This is a genomic window from Paenibacillus sp. BR1-192, assembly GCF_029542445.1.
GTDB lineage: Bacteria > Bacillota > Bacilli > Paenibacillales > Paenibacillaceae > Paenibacillus_AQ > Paenibacillus_AQ lautus_A.
Genome location: NZ_CP120718.1, coordinates 746,792 through 763,831 on the forward strand (window position 1 = coordinate 746,792; position 17,040 = coordinate 763,831).

Genomic DNA, 17,040 nt, shown 5'->3' on the forward strand with positions numbered 1-17,040 from the left:
AGACATGAAGGATGTTACTATATGAGTCATATGAAATGAACGGAGGCCAGAACATGTAGGTTTTTCTACCCAACCCGCACAACTAAATACAGAATTGGGGTAGAAAGATGAAACGGAAATCCTTTCGATATCTCTGGATAGGCCAGGCGCTCGCCAATAGCGGCGATTTATTTTACGTTGTCGGCCTGATGGCTATGATCCATGGGATTACGGGATCTGCCATGTTGATGGCCATGATCCCTTTCGTTACGACGACGGCCCGGTTTATCAGCGGGAGCTTTGCGCCCGTTTTAATGGACAAGTACAGCCTCAAGTCGCTGCTTGTTTCGTCTCAGATCGGAAAAACGGCCGTGCTGTTCCTGTTGATGGTAACCTGCTATGCACTGGGAGAGCAGGAGGCGACGGTTTATGCGATTCTCGGATTCGTATTTCTCATCTCCTTGCTCGATGGCTGGGCTGCACCTGCCAGCCATGCCATGCTGCCGCGTCTGGTGGATGCCGCCGAGTTAACGAAAGCGAACAGCTTTGTTGCCATCGTGGATCAGATGATCCAACTGGGAGGCTGGGCCGTTGGGGGATTGCTGGTCGCAGTCATGGGCGGAAGCAGCGTGATAGGACTGACCTTTGCGCTGTCCCTGGCAGCGGCAGTCTTCATGAAACTTATAGAGGATCGGCATGAAGCCGCCCCGGAACCGAAAGAGAAGACGCGCGTTTCGAAAGGGCGCTCCATTCAAGAAGGCTGGGCGCTCATTTGGAAGCAGCCTTCCCTTCGGGCGATTCATGTGATTTATGTATTGGAGACGATGGCAGGCGTGATCTGGATCGCAGCGATCATCTACGTTTACGTGGCTGATGTGCTCCACAGGGAGGAGGCGTGGTGGGGATATATCAACGCAAGCTTTTTCCTGGGACTCATGCTGGGCGGACTGTTCGGAATGAGAGGCGGGGGGCTGATCGACCGCAATGTTCGCAAGTTCGTCATCTGCTCTTCCTTCGGCATCAGTCTGATGACGCTCGGTTTTGGATTGACCTCGGTGCCTTGGCTGGCCCTTATGTTCTCGGCAGGCTTCGGCGTTTTTGAACAGCTGAAATCCGTCTCGCTGCAGACCACTCTGCAGCGAAGCGTATCCGTTCATCTGTTGCCGAAGGTGTACGCGGCTCAAAGCGCGATGGTTTCGCTGGTATTTGGCCTATCCACGCTGCTGTTCGGGTTCATCACCGACGAATACGGCGTCCGGACTACGTATATCATTGCAGCTGCGGTGTTGTTCATCTCGGGCTGTTACGCTGCAATCATACGAACGAGGTGGCCGGGGGCAGGGGAAAGCGCAGCACAAGGAGGAGAACGCGCGGTATAATTGGCATATAGGTTCATCCTCCCGCCGGACTTGATGACTGCAAGTTTCATACATGCAGACAATTTCGAAAATAAAAAAGGCGAGCGTTAAGCTCGTCTTTTTTATTTTGAATACTACGGGGACTCGCGTTATGAACAGGCGTTTCATCCATATCCTTATGCAAGGCTTTAATTTCGTAAGCCGTATTTGAAACAATCCACGCTCTTTTCCTTCGGAAACATAGGCTGGTAGAGTATGCGATTCATTAGAATGACGATGGCATGAATAACGTGTAAACGGCACTCCTATCGCTATAGGAGAGCCGTTTTTGGGCTTGATATTCTGGTTACAGTGAAGGGCCAAGGGCAATCCAGGACACGAAGCCGTAGGAAAGGCTGCAATTCGGCTGGCGGATCACTTCCAGAACTGCTGCATCCTCGCGCTGGGATTTCAGTGAGATCTGGAAGCCAGGATTGTTGCTCATCCCCACGATAACATAGTTAATGCCGGCATAAGGTTCATCGAATAGGACGGTCACCTCGGTCTGAGTGCCGGCCCCTGTCAATACAAAGGGGGTCATTCCAAATTGCTGAAGTTTCGGCTTCCCGCTTGAGCTGCGCACCGGCGTGAAGGCCAGATGCTGTGCAGTGACTGCTGACTCAGCCAATTGCTGGCCGGTTACAGCCCCGTCGGAAATATGAACGCTAGCGACAGCCGACTTGCCTAATTTGTCGCCGTCAATGCTGCCGTCAGCGAGTGTAAAGGTATCAAAAGCGTCCGGTCTAAGATGTCTTCTCTCGATGGTCCCGTCAGCGATTTGGTTTCCGGTAACAGATCCCTCGGCCAAGGTGAAGTTATCAAAAGCATCCGGTCCAAGGTGTTTACTCTCAATGGAACCTTCGGCGATCAGGGAACCGTTCAAAGATCCCTCGGCCACGTTCGCGCCAGTGATAGTCCCTTCAGCGATTTGGCTTCCTGTAACAGAACCGTCAGCCAGGGTAAAGTTATCAAAGGCACCCGGAGCGAGATGTTTGCTCTCAATGGACCCCTCGGCCAAGGTGAAGTTATCAAAGGCATTCGTACCAAGGTGCCGGCTCTCGATGGATCCCTCGGCCACGTTCGCGCCAGTGATAGTGCCTTCAGCGATTTGGCTTCCTGTAACAGAACCGTCAGCCAGGGTAAAGTTATCAAAGGCATCCGGTGCGAGATGTTTGCTCTCAATGGAACCTTCGGCCAAGGTGAAGTTATCAAAAGCATCCGGTCCAAGGTGTTTACTCTCGATGGAACCTTCGGCGATTAGGGAACCATTCAAGGACCCGTCGGCGACGTTCGCGCCGGTGATAGTCCCTTCAGCAATTTGGCTTCCGGTAACAGAGCCGTCAGCCAGGGTGAAGTTATCAAAGGCATCCGGTCCAAGGTGTTTGCTCTCGATGGAGCCTTCGGCAATCTGGGAGCCGTTCAAGGATCCCTTAGCTACGTTCGCGCCGGTGATAGTACCTTCAGCAATTTGGCTTCCTGTAACAGAGCCGTCAGCTAGGGTAAAGATATCAAAGGCATCCAGTGCTAGATGTTTACTCTCAATGGACCCCTCGGCCAAGGTGAAGTTATCAAAAGCATCCGGTCCAAGGTGTTTACTCTCAATGGATCCCTCGGCGATCAGAGAACCGTTCAAAGATCCCTCGGCCACGTTCGCGCCAGTGATAGTCCCTTCAGCGATCTGGCTTCCTGTAACAGAACCGTCAGCCAGGGTAAAGTTGGCAAAGGCACCCGGAGCGAGATGTTTGCTCTCAATGGACCCCTCGGCCAAGGTGAAGTTATCAAAAGCATCCGGTCCAAGGTGTTTACTCTCGATGGAACCTTCGGCGATTAGGGAACCATTCAAGGACCCGTCGACCACGTTCGCGCCAGTGATAGTCCCTTCAGCAATTTGGCTTCCTGTTACTGAACCATCGGCCAGGGTGAAGTTGTCAAAGGCATCGGGTGCGAGATGTTTGCTCTCAATGGAACCTTCGGCCAGGGTGAAGTTGTCAAAGGCATCGGGTGCGAGATGTTTGCTCTCAATGGAACCTTCGGCCAGGGTGAAGTTATCAAAGGCATCCGGTCCAAGGTGTCGGCTCTCGATGGATCCCTCGGCGATTTGTGAGCCGTTCAAGGACCCGTCGGCCACGTTCGCGCCAGTGATAGTCCCTTCAGCGATCTGGCTTCCTGAAACAGAGCCCTCGGCCAGAGTAAAGTTATCAAAGGCATCCGGTGCGAGGTGTTTACTCTCAATGGATCCCTCGGCGATCAGGGAACCGTTCAAGGATCCCTCGGCCACGTTTGCACCGGTGATGGTCCCTTCAGCGATTTGGCCTCCTGAAACAGAGCCCTCGGCCAGAGTAAAGTTATCAAAGGCATCCGGTGCGAGGTGTTTACTCTCAATGGATCCCTCGGCGATCAGGGAACCGTTCAAGGATCCCTCGGCCACGTTTGCACCGGTGATGGTCCCTTCAGCGATTTGGCCTCCTGAAACAGAGCCCTCGGCCAGAATGAAGTTGTCAAAAGCATCCGGTGCGAGGTGTTTGCTCTCAATGGATCCCTCGGCAATCTGCTCCCCGTTCAGTGAGCCGTCGGCTACGTTCGCGCCAGTGATGGTTCCCTTAGCGATTTGTCTTCCGGATACAGATCCGCCGGCCAGGGTGAAGTTAGCAAAAGCGTCGGGTCCAAGGTGCTTGCTTTCGATGGAGCCCTCGGCAATCTGCGCCCCGTTCAAGGAGCCGTCGGCGACGTTCGCTCCGGTGATGGTTCCCTCAGCGATTTGATTTCCCGTAACAGAGCCCTCGTCTAAGGTGAAGTTGTCAAAAGCATTCGGTGCAAGGTGCTTGCATTCGATGGATCCCTCGGCAATCTGCGCCCCGTTCAAGGAGCCGTCGGCGACGTTCGCCCCCGTGATGGTCCCCTTAGCGATTTGCCTTCCGGATACAGATCCGCCGGCCAGGGTGAAGTTATCAAAAGCGTCCGGACCGAGGTGGCGGCTTTCAATGGAGCCTTCGGCGATCTTCGAACCTTTCAGGGACCCATCGGCGACGTTCGCGCCAGTGATGGTACCTTCAGCAATTTGACTTCCCGTAACAGAACCCTTTCCTAAGGTGAAGTTGTCGAAAGCATCCGGAGCGAGGTGCTTGCTCTCGATGGAGCCTTCGGCAATCTGCGATCCGTCTAAGGAGCCGTCGGCGATGTTCGCGCCGGTGATAGTTCCCCCAGCAATTTGACTTCCTGTTACAGAGTTTTCGGCTAAAGTGAAGTTATCAAAAGCGTCCGGAGCGAGGTGCTTGCTTTCGATAGAGCCCTTGGCAATCTGGGACCCGTTCAAAGCACCAGCCGCAATGTTCGCCCCCGTGATGGTTTCCTTGGCGATTTGGCTCCCCGTAACGGAGCCGTTAGCCAGATTGAAGTTATCAAAGGCGTCCGGACCGAGATGCCGGCTTTCAATAGAGCCCTCCGCTATTTTCGAGCCGTTCAGAGAACCTGCCGCAATGTTTGAGCCGGTGATCGTTCCATGGGCAATTTTTGCTCCCGTAACCCCGTGATCCTGAATAAGCTCCGTTGTAATCGCACCGGCTTCAATATGCTTCGTGGTGATGCTGTGCGTCTGCAAATGATGGGGAAGCACGGCACCTTCTGCCAATTGTCTTGATTTGACGGACCCAGGCTGCAGCTGATCGACTCCCACACTATCCGGTTGCAAGTGGACATGGCCGACAGACTGATCCGCCAGATGGGCCATGTTGACGGAGTAAGGGGCGAGATGGTGACTTTGAATAGAGAATAATTCTATATGCTTGGATGCCACAGCCCCTTCACTGAGATGGTTTCCATGGATCGATTCTCCGGCAATATGCTCGGAAAGAACGGCACCGTTCTCGATGTGCGACGATTCAATGCTTTCGTTCTGGATATGCTTTGCGCTGATCGAGCCTGACGCAATATGCCGATCGGTTACAGCGATATCCTCAATATGCTGTGATTTGACCACTTCCAAACCAAGATGGTCCGAAAGGACGCTCGCTTCTTGCAGATGCACTGCCGAGATGGAGAGCGGTTTGATTTTTTCTCCGCTAACGGCGTTTGTTTTCAATACGGTCCCCGACACAGATGAAGGGGTAAGGTGGTCTTCCGTAATCGATTGCGATTCAAGCTTCGCTCCTGGAATGCTTCCGTCGGCAAACAGCATATCGGGCGATCGGCTCTCGTCAGCCAAATGGTTTAGCGTGATGGATTTCTTTTTCAAATGGTAGCCGTGGATTGCTTCCTGGGTGATATGTTTGCCCAAGATGGATTCCAGTCCAAGATGCACTCCCTCAACCGACTGCTGGGCAATTTTGTCTGAGGTAACGGCTCCATTCTGAATGGCTTCCTTGGCGACGGAATGGGTTGACAGGTGGGTGGAACGAATGGCTTGGGATGCTATTTTGTCACCAGTGATGCTGCCTTCGGCAAGTTTGGACGACGTAACGGAAAGATCCACCAGCTTGTCGGTCGACACGCTTTCCGGTGACAGTTTCAGGGACGTTACAGCATGGTCTGCCAGATGCCGAGGTGCAATAACCCCTTCGCCGATGGAAGATTCGATTACGCTGCCTTCGGCAATTTTGTCGCTCGTTACCGCTCCGCGTCCAAGCGCTTCTGTTCCTACGCTCTCGGTCTGTAAATGGCAGCTGGCAACCGAGCCGTTGGTCAAATGCGATGATTGGATCGCCCCGTCTTGTATGGCATGTGCTCCGACGCTGTCCGCAGCCAGATGCTGCTGCAGAATGGATTGGCTTGCGATATTGCTGGAAGTCACGCCACTCTGCCTAATGATGCTGCCGCCAACCGAGCCCAACGCCAGCTTGCTGCCCGTTACACTTTCGGGTGCAAGCTGTTCTTCCCCAACCGATTCTCGCTGAAGATGCTGTCTCGCGATGGAACGGTCCGCCATGTGCTGCTCTCCAATCGTTCTGGAATGGATTGCCGCACCGAGCACGCTTTCAGGAGCAAAGTGCTGTGGCAAGATGCTGCCGATTGCGATATGTTTTGCTTTCACTGCATCTTGAGAGAGATGCCGGGCTTGAACAGCCTCCGAAGCGATTTGGGATGATTCTACGGCCCCTTTAGCCAAATGACGGGTTTGTACAGCTTCATTGGCAATCTTACTCGGGAGAACACTCTGATCAGCAATTTTTGAGGCCGTAACAGCCTGCTCGACCAGTTTGGCTGTATGGACTGACTGATCGGCAAGTTTGGAGCTCGTTATACTGGAATCGCTCAAGTGCCGGGTGGACACGGCGCTGACGTCGATCTGTTCGGGACCGATGGAACCAGGCTGAATCTGATCAGGCCCTATGGCACCGTCTTCCAGATGGCGGGCGCCCAGCGATCCATTCTGAATATGGTCGGCGCCAATGCCTCTAACAGCAATTTGGTCGGGGCCGATGCTTCCCTTGGCAATATGCTCCGATGTCACGGCCCTGCTGACGATATGGTCGCTGTTAATGGATTTCTGCTGTATATGGGAGCCGTCTACGGCGCTATCCGCTATTTTGTTTCCGGTGATGGCGCCATCGCGGATTTTGGATGACGTGACGGCATTGTCGGCAAGCTTGGAAGTGTGAATCGCCTCATTGGATATATGCCGGGTTTCTACGGCGCTTGATGCGATTTTTTCTCCAATGACAGATTGGTCGTCCAGCAGCTCCGTCGATACGAGCAGCTGCTCGAGATGCCTTGCTGTAATAGCTCCGTCGGCTATTTTCTTCCCTTCAACGGCATGGTCCGCCAGCTTTTGGGTGGTTATGCTGCCATCCTTGATTTTGCTTGCGTTGACCGAGCCGTCCCTGAATTTGCGCGTCGATAAGATTCCATCCATGAGATGCTCGCCCGTGACCGACAATGGAGCAATTTTGCTTGAGGTCACGGCTTCGTCTGCAAGATGAAGGCTGGAAACGCTATAGTCTTGCAGCGCTTCGGGACCGACCGCTCCACGAGCAAGCTTGGAAGCCGTAACCGACTTGGAGGCGATCCGGTTCTCGGTTATGGCATATTCACCTATGTCCTCTGTAAATATAAATGCTCCCTTAATTTCTGGCATTTCCTTTTCAAGAATCAACTGCTCCGGCTCGATTTCCGTGTTCGGCAGAGGATCGGAAGATAGCGTCAAATCGTCAGAAGACAGTGTCACGGAATCTGCAGAAGACAGTGTCACGGAATCCGTAGAAGATAATGCTGTGGAGTCAGTTGCTGCCGCGGCGGAGTCGGAATTTACCGTCACGGCATCAGAAAATGCAGTAACCTCTGTTGATACGGAAATAGCTTCGTCTAATATTACGGGTTTGATGACTTCTTCTCTTTCTTGCTGCCTTAATTGGAAAATGCCGATGAGATCCTCTTCCGGATCCGCAAGGGGTAATGTTGAAAGAATGCGGGCTTCTTTATCTTGTTCTGTTTCTTTTTCTTTTTCTTTTTCAGGACTGCGTCCATTACCCCGCCCTAACAGGTCGAGTTCCCTGGTACTAGGGTCAACTCTGAAGGGTTGGTTAGAAGATGTTGACGAGTTTTTTTTCTTTTTCTTCAAAACTGCACGCTCCTTCCGAATACTGATCGTCTCCGGTATCATATGCAGCCGTTTAGGCGGCTGTCACTGGTCTTTTGGGATTCGAAGAATCGAAATGGCGGCGCATCCATGGAAAAAGGACCCGGCAAAGGCCGAGTCCTTCATTGTGCGCTTAATAGCGCTTATAAAATTTAACCCCTGGCGCCTTTACGGCTGCACAGTCGGTTCCGTATTTGAAGTTTCTTCAAGAATCTTTGCTTCTAAAACGACAAAAGCCCTGCCTCTCTTTCGTCCTTGCGGCTCCGATGACCGCTCCAGTGTGAATCAGAAAACCGTTCCATAAAACTCATACTTTTAGGGTCATAAAATAGGAATTTGCACTTCAACAGAGATGTAAATAACCATGTTTCGAGGAACTTACGGGGTTAAACTTCGTGTAACAATTAATTATTATAGCACAACTGCATGTAATAAGCAAAGATATTCAAACGAATATTAGAATGATATGCAAAAACGCTTGATTTTTTCCTGAAATCCTACGATATTCATATTAACAGTTTTTCTTGCAAATTCTGCTGCCGAGCTCTTAAACTTGTAGCATCATGTCGAATACGTTCGGATCGCATATGCCTTGCCGATGTTTATTATCCGTTTAATGAAAGTAGGCGTTCCATGCAACTGTATAAGTCTTTTCTTAAACAGCTAATCCGGAACTATATGATCGGGTCCATTGCAGCTGTGCTTGTTGTGGGTGGCGTATTAATGGTAACGACCCTCGAGATTCCCGCCCGGGAAGGCGTGCGTCTAATGCTCATATTGGCCATTTCGTTCATGGTAATGGTCGCATCGGAGCTGACGGTCTTTCTTCGCCATTTACGGCCGATTCACGCGGGATTTGATGAAGGCCATACGGATTTGGAAACGTTGGAAAAAGCGTATTTGAGCATTCACCGTATGCCGCGTTTGGCGGTATATCGCATATTCGGACCGCATCTGCTCGGTTTATCGCTTCCGGCCATTCTGCTTACCGTTTGGATGATGGAGCAGGGGAAGCTGAATTTCCCGCCGTTTTACATATGGCTGGCTTGCCTGGGGGCGGTCCTGCTGGCCAGCTGTCATGCCATGATCGAATTTTTCCTCACCATAGCCGCCATTCGCCCTTTGATCAAGGAAGTTCGGCGGCAGGCGCTGTTTCGTTATGGCGTGGATTTCTCTCTTGAGGGCCATGTGTTCATGGCGATTCGGACGAAATTTCTGCTGAGTACGATGCTGATCGGCACCTTTCCGCTATTTCTGTTCAGTTTGGCCGTGCAGATCCGGTTGGAGGGGCTTAGTCAGATTGTAGCCCAGCAGTATTGGGGCTGGGCCGGATTTATATTGCTGCTTGGGGTCGGATTTGCTTATATCGGCGCCTGGCTCTTGACCCAGGATTTGCAGCGTCCCATCCGTCAGCTGTACCGGGCGATGAATGAGATCAAGGAGGGCCGTCTGATTCAGACCTCCAATCTCTACTCCGATGAATTTTCCAATTTGATCGCGGGTTTTAATATGATGGTCCGCGGGCTGCAGGTGCGCGAGGAACGGAATCGCAAGCTGCTGGACAGTTATTTTGCCGCTTTGGCGGCGGCGCTGGATGCCAGAGATCCTTACACGGCCGGCCATTCGCTTCGGGTAGCGGAATATTCGGTGTTGATCGGCCGTCTGGCCGGACTAAGCGAAGAGCAGGTTGATCTTTTGCATAAGACGGCATTGCTGCATGATATCGGCAAGATCGGGGTCAGGGACAACATTTTGCTGAAGGAAGGGAAACTGACGGCAGAGGAGTTCGATCAGGTAAAGGCTCATCCGGCGCAAGGGGAGAACATTCTGCTGCAAATCGAGCCTGCCGATGCGATGGCTCCTTACCTGGAGGGGGTGCGCTCCCACCATGAGCGCTATGACGGAGGCGGGTACCCTGACGGGCTGAAGGGAAAGGAAATTCCGCTGTTCGGCAGGATTATTGCGGTGGCCGATGCCTATGATGCCATGACGTCGGATCGGCCGTACCGCAGCGGCATGAAATCCGCGGATGCGTTAAGCATATTGGAAGCTGGTAGGGGAACCCAGTGGGATCCCGATTATGCGGGCATGTTCGTGAAATACATGAAAGCGGAGAAGAAGGTCATTACGATCCGTTAGCGGGGGACCGGCCAAGGAACGCAGCTGCACGGATTCTTTGATGAGCAAGTAAGAGGCCGTACCTGTGCAGGTATACGGCCTCTTTTTTGCGGGTATGTCGTCTACATGCTGCCAAATGCTGCAGTCCAGCACGTTTATCATGCTGATTCCTTGCAGGAGCCGACAGGAAAAAACAAGGATATCAGATCATCTGGTGAGCCGTATCGATTTCCGTACCTTCTTCATGCTGCTGCATGCTTCCCCTTGCGATGCATCCAGCCTGCCAGCCATGTGCTGATTTCATATAGACCGATGAGCGGGACGGCAACCATTAGGTGCGATACGAGGTCAGGCGGCGAGATCAGCGCCGCAACGATAACCAAAACGACGTAGGCGTAGCGCCTCATGGTATGCAGGATAGCCGGGCTTAATATTCCTATTCGCGTCAGAAACAGGACGATGACAGGCAGCTCGAAGGCAAGAGACAGCGGGATGATGATATTGAACATGAAACCGAAGTACTGGGCGACGCCGTACGTCTCGACGAGGTCCATCTGATTGTTGATTCCCGTCGTAAAAGCGAGGCTCATCGGAAAAACGACAAAGTACGCAAACGCGACCCCTATGAGAAAACATAACGCAGAGAAGGGGATAAACCGAAGGGCCGCTTTCTGCTCGCGGCCGTTCAGTCCCTGATTGACAAACAGCCAGATTTGATGCAGGGCGAACGGCAGGGTAGGAAGCAGAGACAATACGATGCTGATGCTCATATAGATGCGGAGACCGTCCCAGGGCGAGAATACGTTCCAGGTTACCTGAAAGGCGGGCGAATGGTGCTTTAACATGGATAACACATGGGGTGCGGCGAACAGGCCAGCCGCCATGCTTAGGAGAAAGACGGCGGCTACCAGAAGGATTCGCTTTCTAAGTTCGGCGATGTGCTCGAGCAGCGTCATGGTATTCTTGAACTCCATAGACTTCGTCACTCCTTTGGTCATCATCGGAAGATCGGCGTGCAGCGCTGTTTTTTCGATTTGTTCAATTCCTTCAGTTCAAACGTATTAAATCCCTCCTGCATTTTTTGATGGATTTCTTGAATGCTCTTCACATCCTCAAAAGAATATCTGCGGTTTCCTCCCTTCGTACGCTCCGGAAATATGAGCTTGCGTTCCTCGTAATACCGGATTTGCCTTTCGGTCAATCCGGTCAGTTCGCAAACAACCCCAATACTCATCACCTTACTCTCCATGCTCTTTACCTCCTATGTAAGTATTGTTAACCCTGAGCTTTGTTAATGGCTTGGGATTAAAACCAAAGAAGATAAAACGATAATAATTTGGGTGAATCCATTCCTTTTTGGAAGGATTTATGACATGATTTTATGAAAAAGAAAGTGAAAAAGCAATCGTTTTTCAAAAAATAAAAAACTATGTGAGGAATTCTAACAATATTTAAGTCAAACTTTGTTTTCTCTGCTAAGATCGGCTCATGAATCCAATCCAATCCCAAACTAGCGAAGGAGTGAACGAGGGTGGCTACAAAAGAACAACCAAAAGAGATGACCCGGAGACAATTTCTGACGACCGTTGGCAAGGTGGGCGGATCTGTCGCCGTCTTCAGCTTGATGGGTACGATGGGGCTCCTTACGCCGGAAACGTTGAAAGCTGCGGAATATACTCCACCCGGAAAGAATGACCTGCATCTCAGCGGCCGTGGCGGCAAGAAGATCGTTATTCTCGGCGCAGGGATCGCGGGCCTGACGGCAGCGTATGAGCTTGGTCTGGCAGGTTACGACTGCACGATATTGGAGGCAAAGAGCTTTGCCGGCGGGCGTAACTGGACGATCCGCAAAGGAACCTCCGTGTCGGAGATCGGATCCGGCCGTCAGACTTCCCGTTTTGATAACGGACTGTATTTCAATGCAGGCCCGATGCGGATTCCGCAGTTTCACGTCACGCTGGATTATTGCAAGAAGTTTGGCGTAGCCATCGAGCCCTTCAACAACGTGAACGAGAGCGGTTATTACTATAACGAGAATGTGGGGGCTTTGTCCGGACAGCGCGTCCCCAAGCGTGCAGCCAAAGCCGACGTACGCGGTTACGTGGCCGAGATGCTGGCCAAAGCCGTGAATCAAAATGCGCTGGATCTGCCGCTGACGGCGGAAGAGAAGCTGAAGCTGGTGGATTATCTGAAGGCCGAAGGCGATCTGAACCCGGACCTGTTCTACAAGGGATCGGAACGCGGCGGATATAAGGATGAACCGGGAAGCCGCCTGGATGCCGGCGTGCTCCGCGATCCGTTCGATTTGAAGGCCATTATCAATTCCGGCTTCGGCAAATATTTCAGCAACGAATACGGTTACGACCAGCAGATGATGATGTTTCACCCCGTAGGCGGCATGGACGCCATCGTCAAGGCATTCGAGAAACGGGTAGGCAGCCGGATCAAGTACCAAGCCGAGGTGAAGGAAATTCGCCAGTCCTCCTCCGGCGTGCGGATTGTGTATGCGGACGGCCTTTCCGGCAGAGAACAGGAAGTCCGCGGCGATTACTGCATCTGCACCATACCGCTGACGGTATTGAAGAAGATCCCGGCCGACTTCTCGCCGGAGATGTCCAAAGCCATCGGCAGCGTAGGCTACGCTTCCGCAGGTAAAATCGGTTTGCAGTTCAAGCGCCGTTTCTGGGAAGAAGACGAGTATCTGTACGGCGGCAGCAGCTTGACGAATATGGACATTACGCAAATCTACTATCCGCCGACAGACTATTTCGGGAAGAAGGGGATCCTGCTCGGTTATTATGCGTACGGGGGGATCGCCGATAAACTCGGCGGCATGTCGTATGCCGAGCGCGAGAAACTGGCATTGACGCAGGGGGCCAAGATCCATCCGCAGTATCCGAAGGAGTTCGAGGCCTCCTTCTCGATCGACTGGAAGAAGACCCAATACCAGGAAGGTGGCTGGGTATCCTATTCCGCCAATGATAGGAAAACCTACTACCCGACCCTCTGCAAGCCGGATAACCGCATTTACCTGGCAGGGGAGCATATCAGCTACATTACGGCCTGGCAGGCAGGCGCCATCGAGTCCGCCCGCGAGGTCGTAACCGATATCCATCAACGCGTCATGAAATCATAATGGAGAAGGGAGTCCATAACCCATGAAAAATAAACTGAAGACGTTCCTGGCACTCGCCATGCTGTTCAGTGCCGTAAGCGTAACCGCATATGCCGACGGTGCTTCTGCCCATAAGAAGCCGGCCAAAGCTTTGCCGGCCCCCCAATTTTACGGCAGTCCTACATCCTCGATCTCCAGCGGGGTAGTCGTGCCGGAGGGTTCCTCTTATCTCTATACGAGCGGGACGGTTCCGCCATTGTTGAACAAAGACGGCAAAACGGTTTATGAACGCTATGGCGATACGAAAACCCAGGGGATCGGCATCCTGAAGGAAATCGAGAAGCAGCTGAAGGAGCAGGGATTGACGATGAAGGATGTCGTCTATTTGAGAGTGTACTTGACCCCGGATGCAGCGAAGAACGGGACCTTTGATTATACCGGCTGGTTTGACGCATACGCCCAATTCTTTAATACGAAGGAGAATCCGGTTAAGCCTGCGCGTTCCACCGTGGGGGTAGCCGGTCTTGTGAATGCCGATTGGTTGATTGAGATTGAGGCCGTAGCCGTATACCCGAATAAGGATAAGAAAAAGTAAGTTGTCCTCGTTTCGCGAAGCGGCGGATCGAATAGCGGCTGGCTTTCAACATGAACCGTTACCATCACATATTAAAGGAGTTGGGTTCTATGTTCCAAAATGTCGGTTTCGTCGGATTGATGATGATCTTGATAGTCGTGCTCATTCTGTTCGGCCCTTCCAAGCTGCCCGAGCTCGGCCGGGCGGTGGGCCGCACATTGTCCGAATTCAAAGCCTCCGCCAGAGAGCTGGTTGGCGAGGATAAAGAGGAGGAGAAGGATAAGGAGAGGGAAAGGGAGGGAGCCGTCATCAAACTGAAAGGCTGATAGGGAAGTTTAATTTCTGCCTTATGCTATGAAAATGGATATCTCTGTACAATCCAAGCTGCTGCCACGGATGGTTGAAGTCCACGGCGGCAGCTTTTTGCATGCGGCACTTTGAGGTATGGTTCGAGAGCGGAAACTCCCCGTTGTCATCGTTTGCCAGGATTCAGAGAAACTCCTGACGGGTATACACAAGTACAGGCAATGATACAATTCATCATCCATTACGCTAAGAGGAGCTGATATTTATGGATAGCAACGTATTTAAAGGGAAATGGAAGCAGATGAAGGGTGAAGCGAAGAAGCAATGGGGCAAATTGACGGATGACGATCTTGATGTGATCGACGGCGAGAAAGATAAATTGGTTGGCAAGCTGCAGGAACGCTACGGGCATACGAAGGACGCGGCGGAGCGCGAATATACGGATTGGAGTGCAAGATACCGCGACTAGTCCACAAGACGATAAGGGAGGCAGTACGAATCATGTTGGAATCCCGTGTTGTGACCGGCAAGGTGATCGATATTCGTGACGGCAAGGTGTTTACCTTACACGGAGACATGGTCAGCACCTATCATTTGGGATACTATGAGATGACGAACGAGGAGATTCTCCCTGTCACGGACAGTCAGCAGGCGGCAGCGCCCGCCGCGGGCTTCATGGCGGAAGAATCTTCCGAGTCCTCCGGCTGGCTCGGCAGGGAATGGAAACCGCTGGCCAGTTTCATAACCGCATGGAGAAAGAGTGCAAATCGAGCCTGATTTGCGCTCTTTTTTTGACTTTTTAAGCCTGTCTGTCCAGGTAATATGCAATGAGAAATTCATGTGAGTTTTATATTTCAAAAGTCATATTGACTTGGGTCCGATGCGGTGTAGAATGAGGTCAAAAGGAAGTTTGATCAGCCCATTTGAAGACATCGAAGGAGTGTATCAACATCAAGGCTGTCCAGGTTATTCACAAGCCGCGCAAACAGGTTTCGCATCAACGCAAACATTTGATGACGGCCACATGGGAAGGGGTTCCGGCGATCATTTTGCAGACGCTGCTGGGCGGCCCCTTTTTGACAGGGTACTTATTGTACTTAGGCGCGGAATCCAGTGAGGTTGGTTTTGTTCTGGCCGTCACCACGCTGTTCAACGTGCTTCAGATTCTGGTTGCGTACCTGATCCAGCGCTTGCAGTACCGCAAGAAAGCAATGATTGTGTTTACCTTTATGCACCGCATGTTGTGGGGGGCTACGGGCCTGATCCCGTTTATTTTTCCGGAACGATGGTGGGTTCCGGTGTTTATGATCCTTTATATGGGCGCCTTTATTGCCAATACCGTATCCGGCATGCTGTGGACCTCGCTGATTAGCGACATGGTGCCGGCCAAAGTGCGGGGACGTTATTTCGGCATACGCAATACCATCCTGAATGCGCTCGGAGCCCTGACCCTGTTTGTTGGCGGGATCATCCTGGACCGTTATCCCGGCGGCGGGGGCTTCCTGATTCTGTTTATGATTTCTTGGATTGCCATCGCTGCGAACTTATCCATGTTCTTCTTGTATCCTGATCCTCCCTTCGAGCATTCGAGCGAGCGTCAGTTTAGGGCGATGATCCGCAAGCCGCTGTCGGATACCACGTTTATCAAATCTACGCTGTTTCTGGCTGGTTGGCTCTTTCTGCAGACGTTGATTGTTCCGCTCTACTCGTACGCCATGCTGGACGTTCTGCATATTTCGTATTCGATCGTATCCATCATGACCGTTGCGCAGACCGTAATCATGATGATCGGTTTCTACGTATGGGGAAATTTGAATGCGCGTTTCAGCAACAGAACCTTGCTCTATTGGACATTGCCGCTGATTGCGGGGTCGTGCTTGACATGGGGCTTGCTGTCCGTCCTGCCCGTAATTCCGGTGCTGCTGTTATCGCATATGCTGCTTGGTGCCGGCGTAGGCGGCTTTAACCAGCTTGCCTTTAACTTCATGATCGGAGATACGCCGAAAAGCGAACGGCCGATGTTCATTGCCGTATACTCCTCCATCACGGGGTTTGCCTCTTTTCTCGGTCCCATGCTGGGCGGTCTCATATTCAAAGGGATTGCACATGCGCCCGACTGGGTATCCCGATATGGTTTTCAAACCGCGGTGGGCGTGTTGATGGTACTGATTGCTTTGACGGTGGGGCGGAGAGTGCTTCGTTCCGCTTAGAAGAACGGCAGGCAGCCGATGTCTTTCATGTCATGGATATTTCATATGATGAACGAAAAGGAGGGGTTTCGTTGGGAAAGGTTGCACTCGTAGTCGGGGCCACGGGGCTTGTGGGGCGTTCGGTAACCGACGAGCTGCTGGGCCGCGGGGAGCTTGATGAGGTGCGCGTGCTGGTGCGAAGACTCCCGGAGGTCACGCATCCCAAGCTGCTGCCCATCCTGGTGGAGTGGGACCAGCTGGAACGATACGGCGACGCTTTTTCCGGCGTCCATAGCGTGTATTGCTGTCTGGGGACCACAATCAGGAAAGCGGGGTCCCAGCAGCAGTTCCGTAAAGTGGATGTGGACTATGTCATCAAGACGGCAGAGCTGGCCAAGCAGAACGGAGTGAGACAATTTATGGCGGTCAGCTCCGTAGGCGCCAATCCGAAGGTTCGTAATTTCTATCTTCGCACCAAGGGAGAGGTTGAAGAACGGTTGGCCGGAATCGGTTTCCGGGGGCTGCATCTGTTCAGACCGTCGTTATTGCTGGGGGAGAGGCCCGAACGGCGGTTTGGGGAGCGGGCGGCTTCGCTTCTGATGACTTCCCTCGACTTTGCATTCAGGGGTCCGAAGCTTGCCCCATACCGGGCCATTCCGGCGCAGAAGGTCGCCAGGTCCATGGTGAACATCGGTCTAACGGATATGAAAGGCCATCATGTATACACCAATGAAGTGATGCATGTTCTAGGCGAGGCCGCTGATTAAATTTGCCAGAGAACCCGCGGCGGA

Annotated in this window: 13 protein-coding genes; 10 read left to right on the forward strand and 3 right to left on the reverse strand. The window is 52.4% G+C overall.

Annotated features, from left to right (window positions below):
- The first annotated feature begins 107 nt into the window (after positions 1 to 107).
- Positions 108 to 1,358 (forward strand): MFS transporter, encoded by a 1,251-nt coding sequence (locus P0X86_RS03300; protein ID WP_277747776.1) that lies wholly within the window; start codon positions 108 to 110, stop codon positions 1,356 to 1,358.
- Between the two features lie 325 nt (positions 1,359 to 1,683).
- On the opposite strand, the gene P0X86_RS03305 is transcribed toward P0X86_RS03300, so the two are convergent.
- The gene (locus tag P0X86_RS03305) at positions 1,684 to 7,536 is read right to left on the reverse strand and encodes a WIAG-tail domain (protein ID WP_277747777.1); all 5,853 of its coding nucleotides are present in this window, start codon (positions 7,534 to 7,536) and stop codon (positions 1,684 to 1,686) included.
- A gap of 46 nt (positions 7,537 to 7,582) precedes the next feature.
- On the opposite strand from P0X86_RS03305, the gene P0X86_RS03310 reads away from it, so the two are divergent.
- Both P0X86_RS03310 and P0X86_RS03315 read left to right on the forward strand, forming a co-directional pair.
- A complete protein-coding gene (locus P0X86_RS03310) occupies positions 7,583 to 8,251 on the forward strand; it encodes a hypothetical protein (protein ID WP_277747778.1) in 669 nt (222 codons plus the stop codon).
- Between the two features lie 329 nt (positions 8,252 to 8,580).
- Entirely contained in the window at positions 8,581 to 10,086 is a 1,506-nt protein-coding gene (locus P0X86_RS03315; protein ID WP_277747779.1) for an HD-GYP domain-containing protein, read from the forward strand.
- A 221-nt stretch (positions 10,087 to 10,307) separates the two neighbouring features.
- Here P0X86_RS03315 and tatC read toward each other — a convergent pair whose 3' ends face one another.
- Positions 10,308 to 11,039, reverse strand: coding sequence for a twin-arginine translocase subunit TatC (gene tatC / locus P0X86_RS03320; RefSeq protein WP_277747780.1), 732 nt, complete (start codon positions 11,037 to 11,039; stop codon positions 10,308 to 10,310).
- A gap of 23 nt (positions 11,040 to 11,062) precedes the next feature.
- Positions 11,063 to 11,314: a MerR family transcriptional regulator gene (locus P0X86_RS03325; RefSeq protein ID WP_012818886.1), complete on the reverse strand. Its 252-nt coding sequence runs from the start codon at positions 11,312 to 11,314 to the stop codon at positions 11,063 to 11,065.
- Positions 11,315 to 11,596: 282 nt separating this feature from the next.
- Between P0X86_RS03325 and P0X86_RS03330 the strand changes: the two genes are divergently transcribed.
- The 7 genes from P0X86_RS03330 (at position 11,597) to P0X86_RS03360 (ending at position 17,016) form a co-directional block, all read left to right on the forward strand.
- Positions 11,597 to 13,201, forward strand: coding sequence for a flavin monoamine oxidase family protein (locus P0X86_RS03330; RefSeq protein WP_277747781.1), 1,605 nt, complete (start codon positions 11,597 to 11,599; stop codon positions 13,199 to 13,201).
- Positions 13,202 to 13,223: 22 nt separating this feature from the next.
- Positions 13,224 to 13,775, forward strand: a complete 552-nt coding sequence (locus P0X86_RS03335; protein WP_192569808.1) for a RidA family protein — start codon at positions 13,224 to 13,226, stop codon at positions 13,773 to 13,775.
- 89 nt (positions 13,776 to 13,864) lie between these two features.
- Positions 13,865 to 14,080, forward strand: a complete 216-nt coding sequence (locus P0X86_RS03340) for a twin-arginine translocase TatA/TatE family subunit (protein WP_012818889.1) — start codon at positions 13,865 to 13,867, stop codon at positions 14,078 to 14,080.
- Positions 14,081 to 14,325: 245 nt separating this feature from the next.
- Positions 14,326 to 14,529, forward strand: coding sequence for a CsbD family protein (locus P0X86_RS03345; RefSeq protein ID WP_009593042.1), 204 nt, complete (start codon positions 14,326 to 14,328; stop codon positions 14,527 to 14,529).
- Positions 14,530 to 14,561: 32 nt separating this feature from the next.
- The gene (locus tag P0X86_RS03350) at positions 14,562 to 14,837 is read left to right on the forward strand and encodes a hypothetical protein (protein ID WP_012818890.1); all 276 of its coding nucleotides are present in this window, start codon (positions 14,562 to 14,564) and stop codon (positions 14,835 to 14,837) included.
- Positions 14,838 to 14,983: 146 nt separating this feature from the next.
- On the forward strand, positions 14,984 to 16,270 hold the full coding sequence (locus P0X86_RS03355) for an MFS transporter (RefSeq protein WP_096777109.1): 1,287 nt from the start codon (positions 14,984 to 14,986) through the stop codon (positions 16,268 to 16,270).
- 71 nt (positions 16,271 to 16,341) lie between these two features.
- Positions 16,342 to 17,016 (forward strand): NAD(P)H-binding protein, encoded by a 675-nt coding sequence (locus P0X86_RS03360; protein WP_213580149.1) that lies wholly within the window; start codon positions 16,342 to 16,344, stop codon positions 17,014 to 17,016.
- Positions 17,017 to 17,040 lie beyond the last annotated feature (24 nt).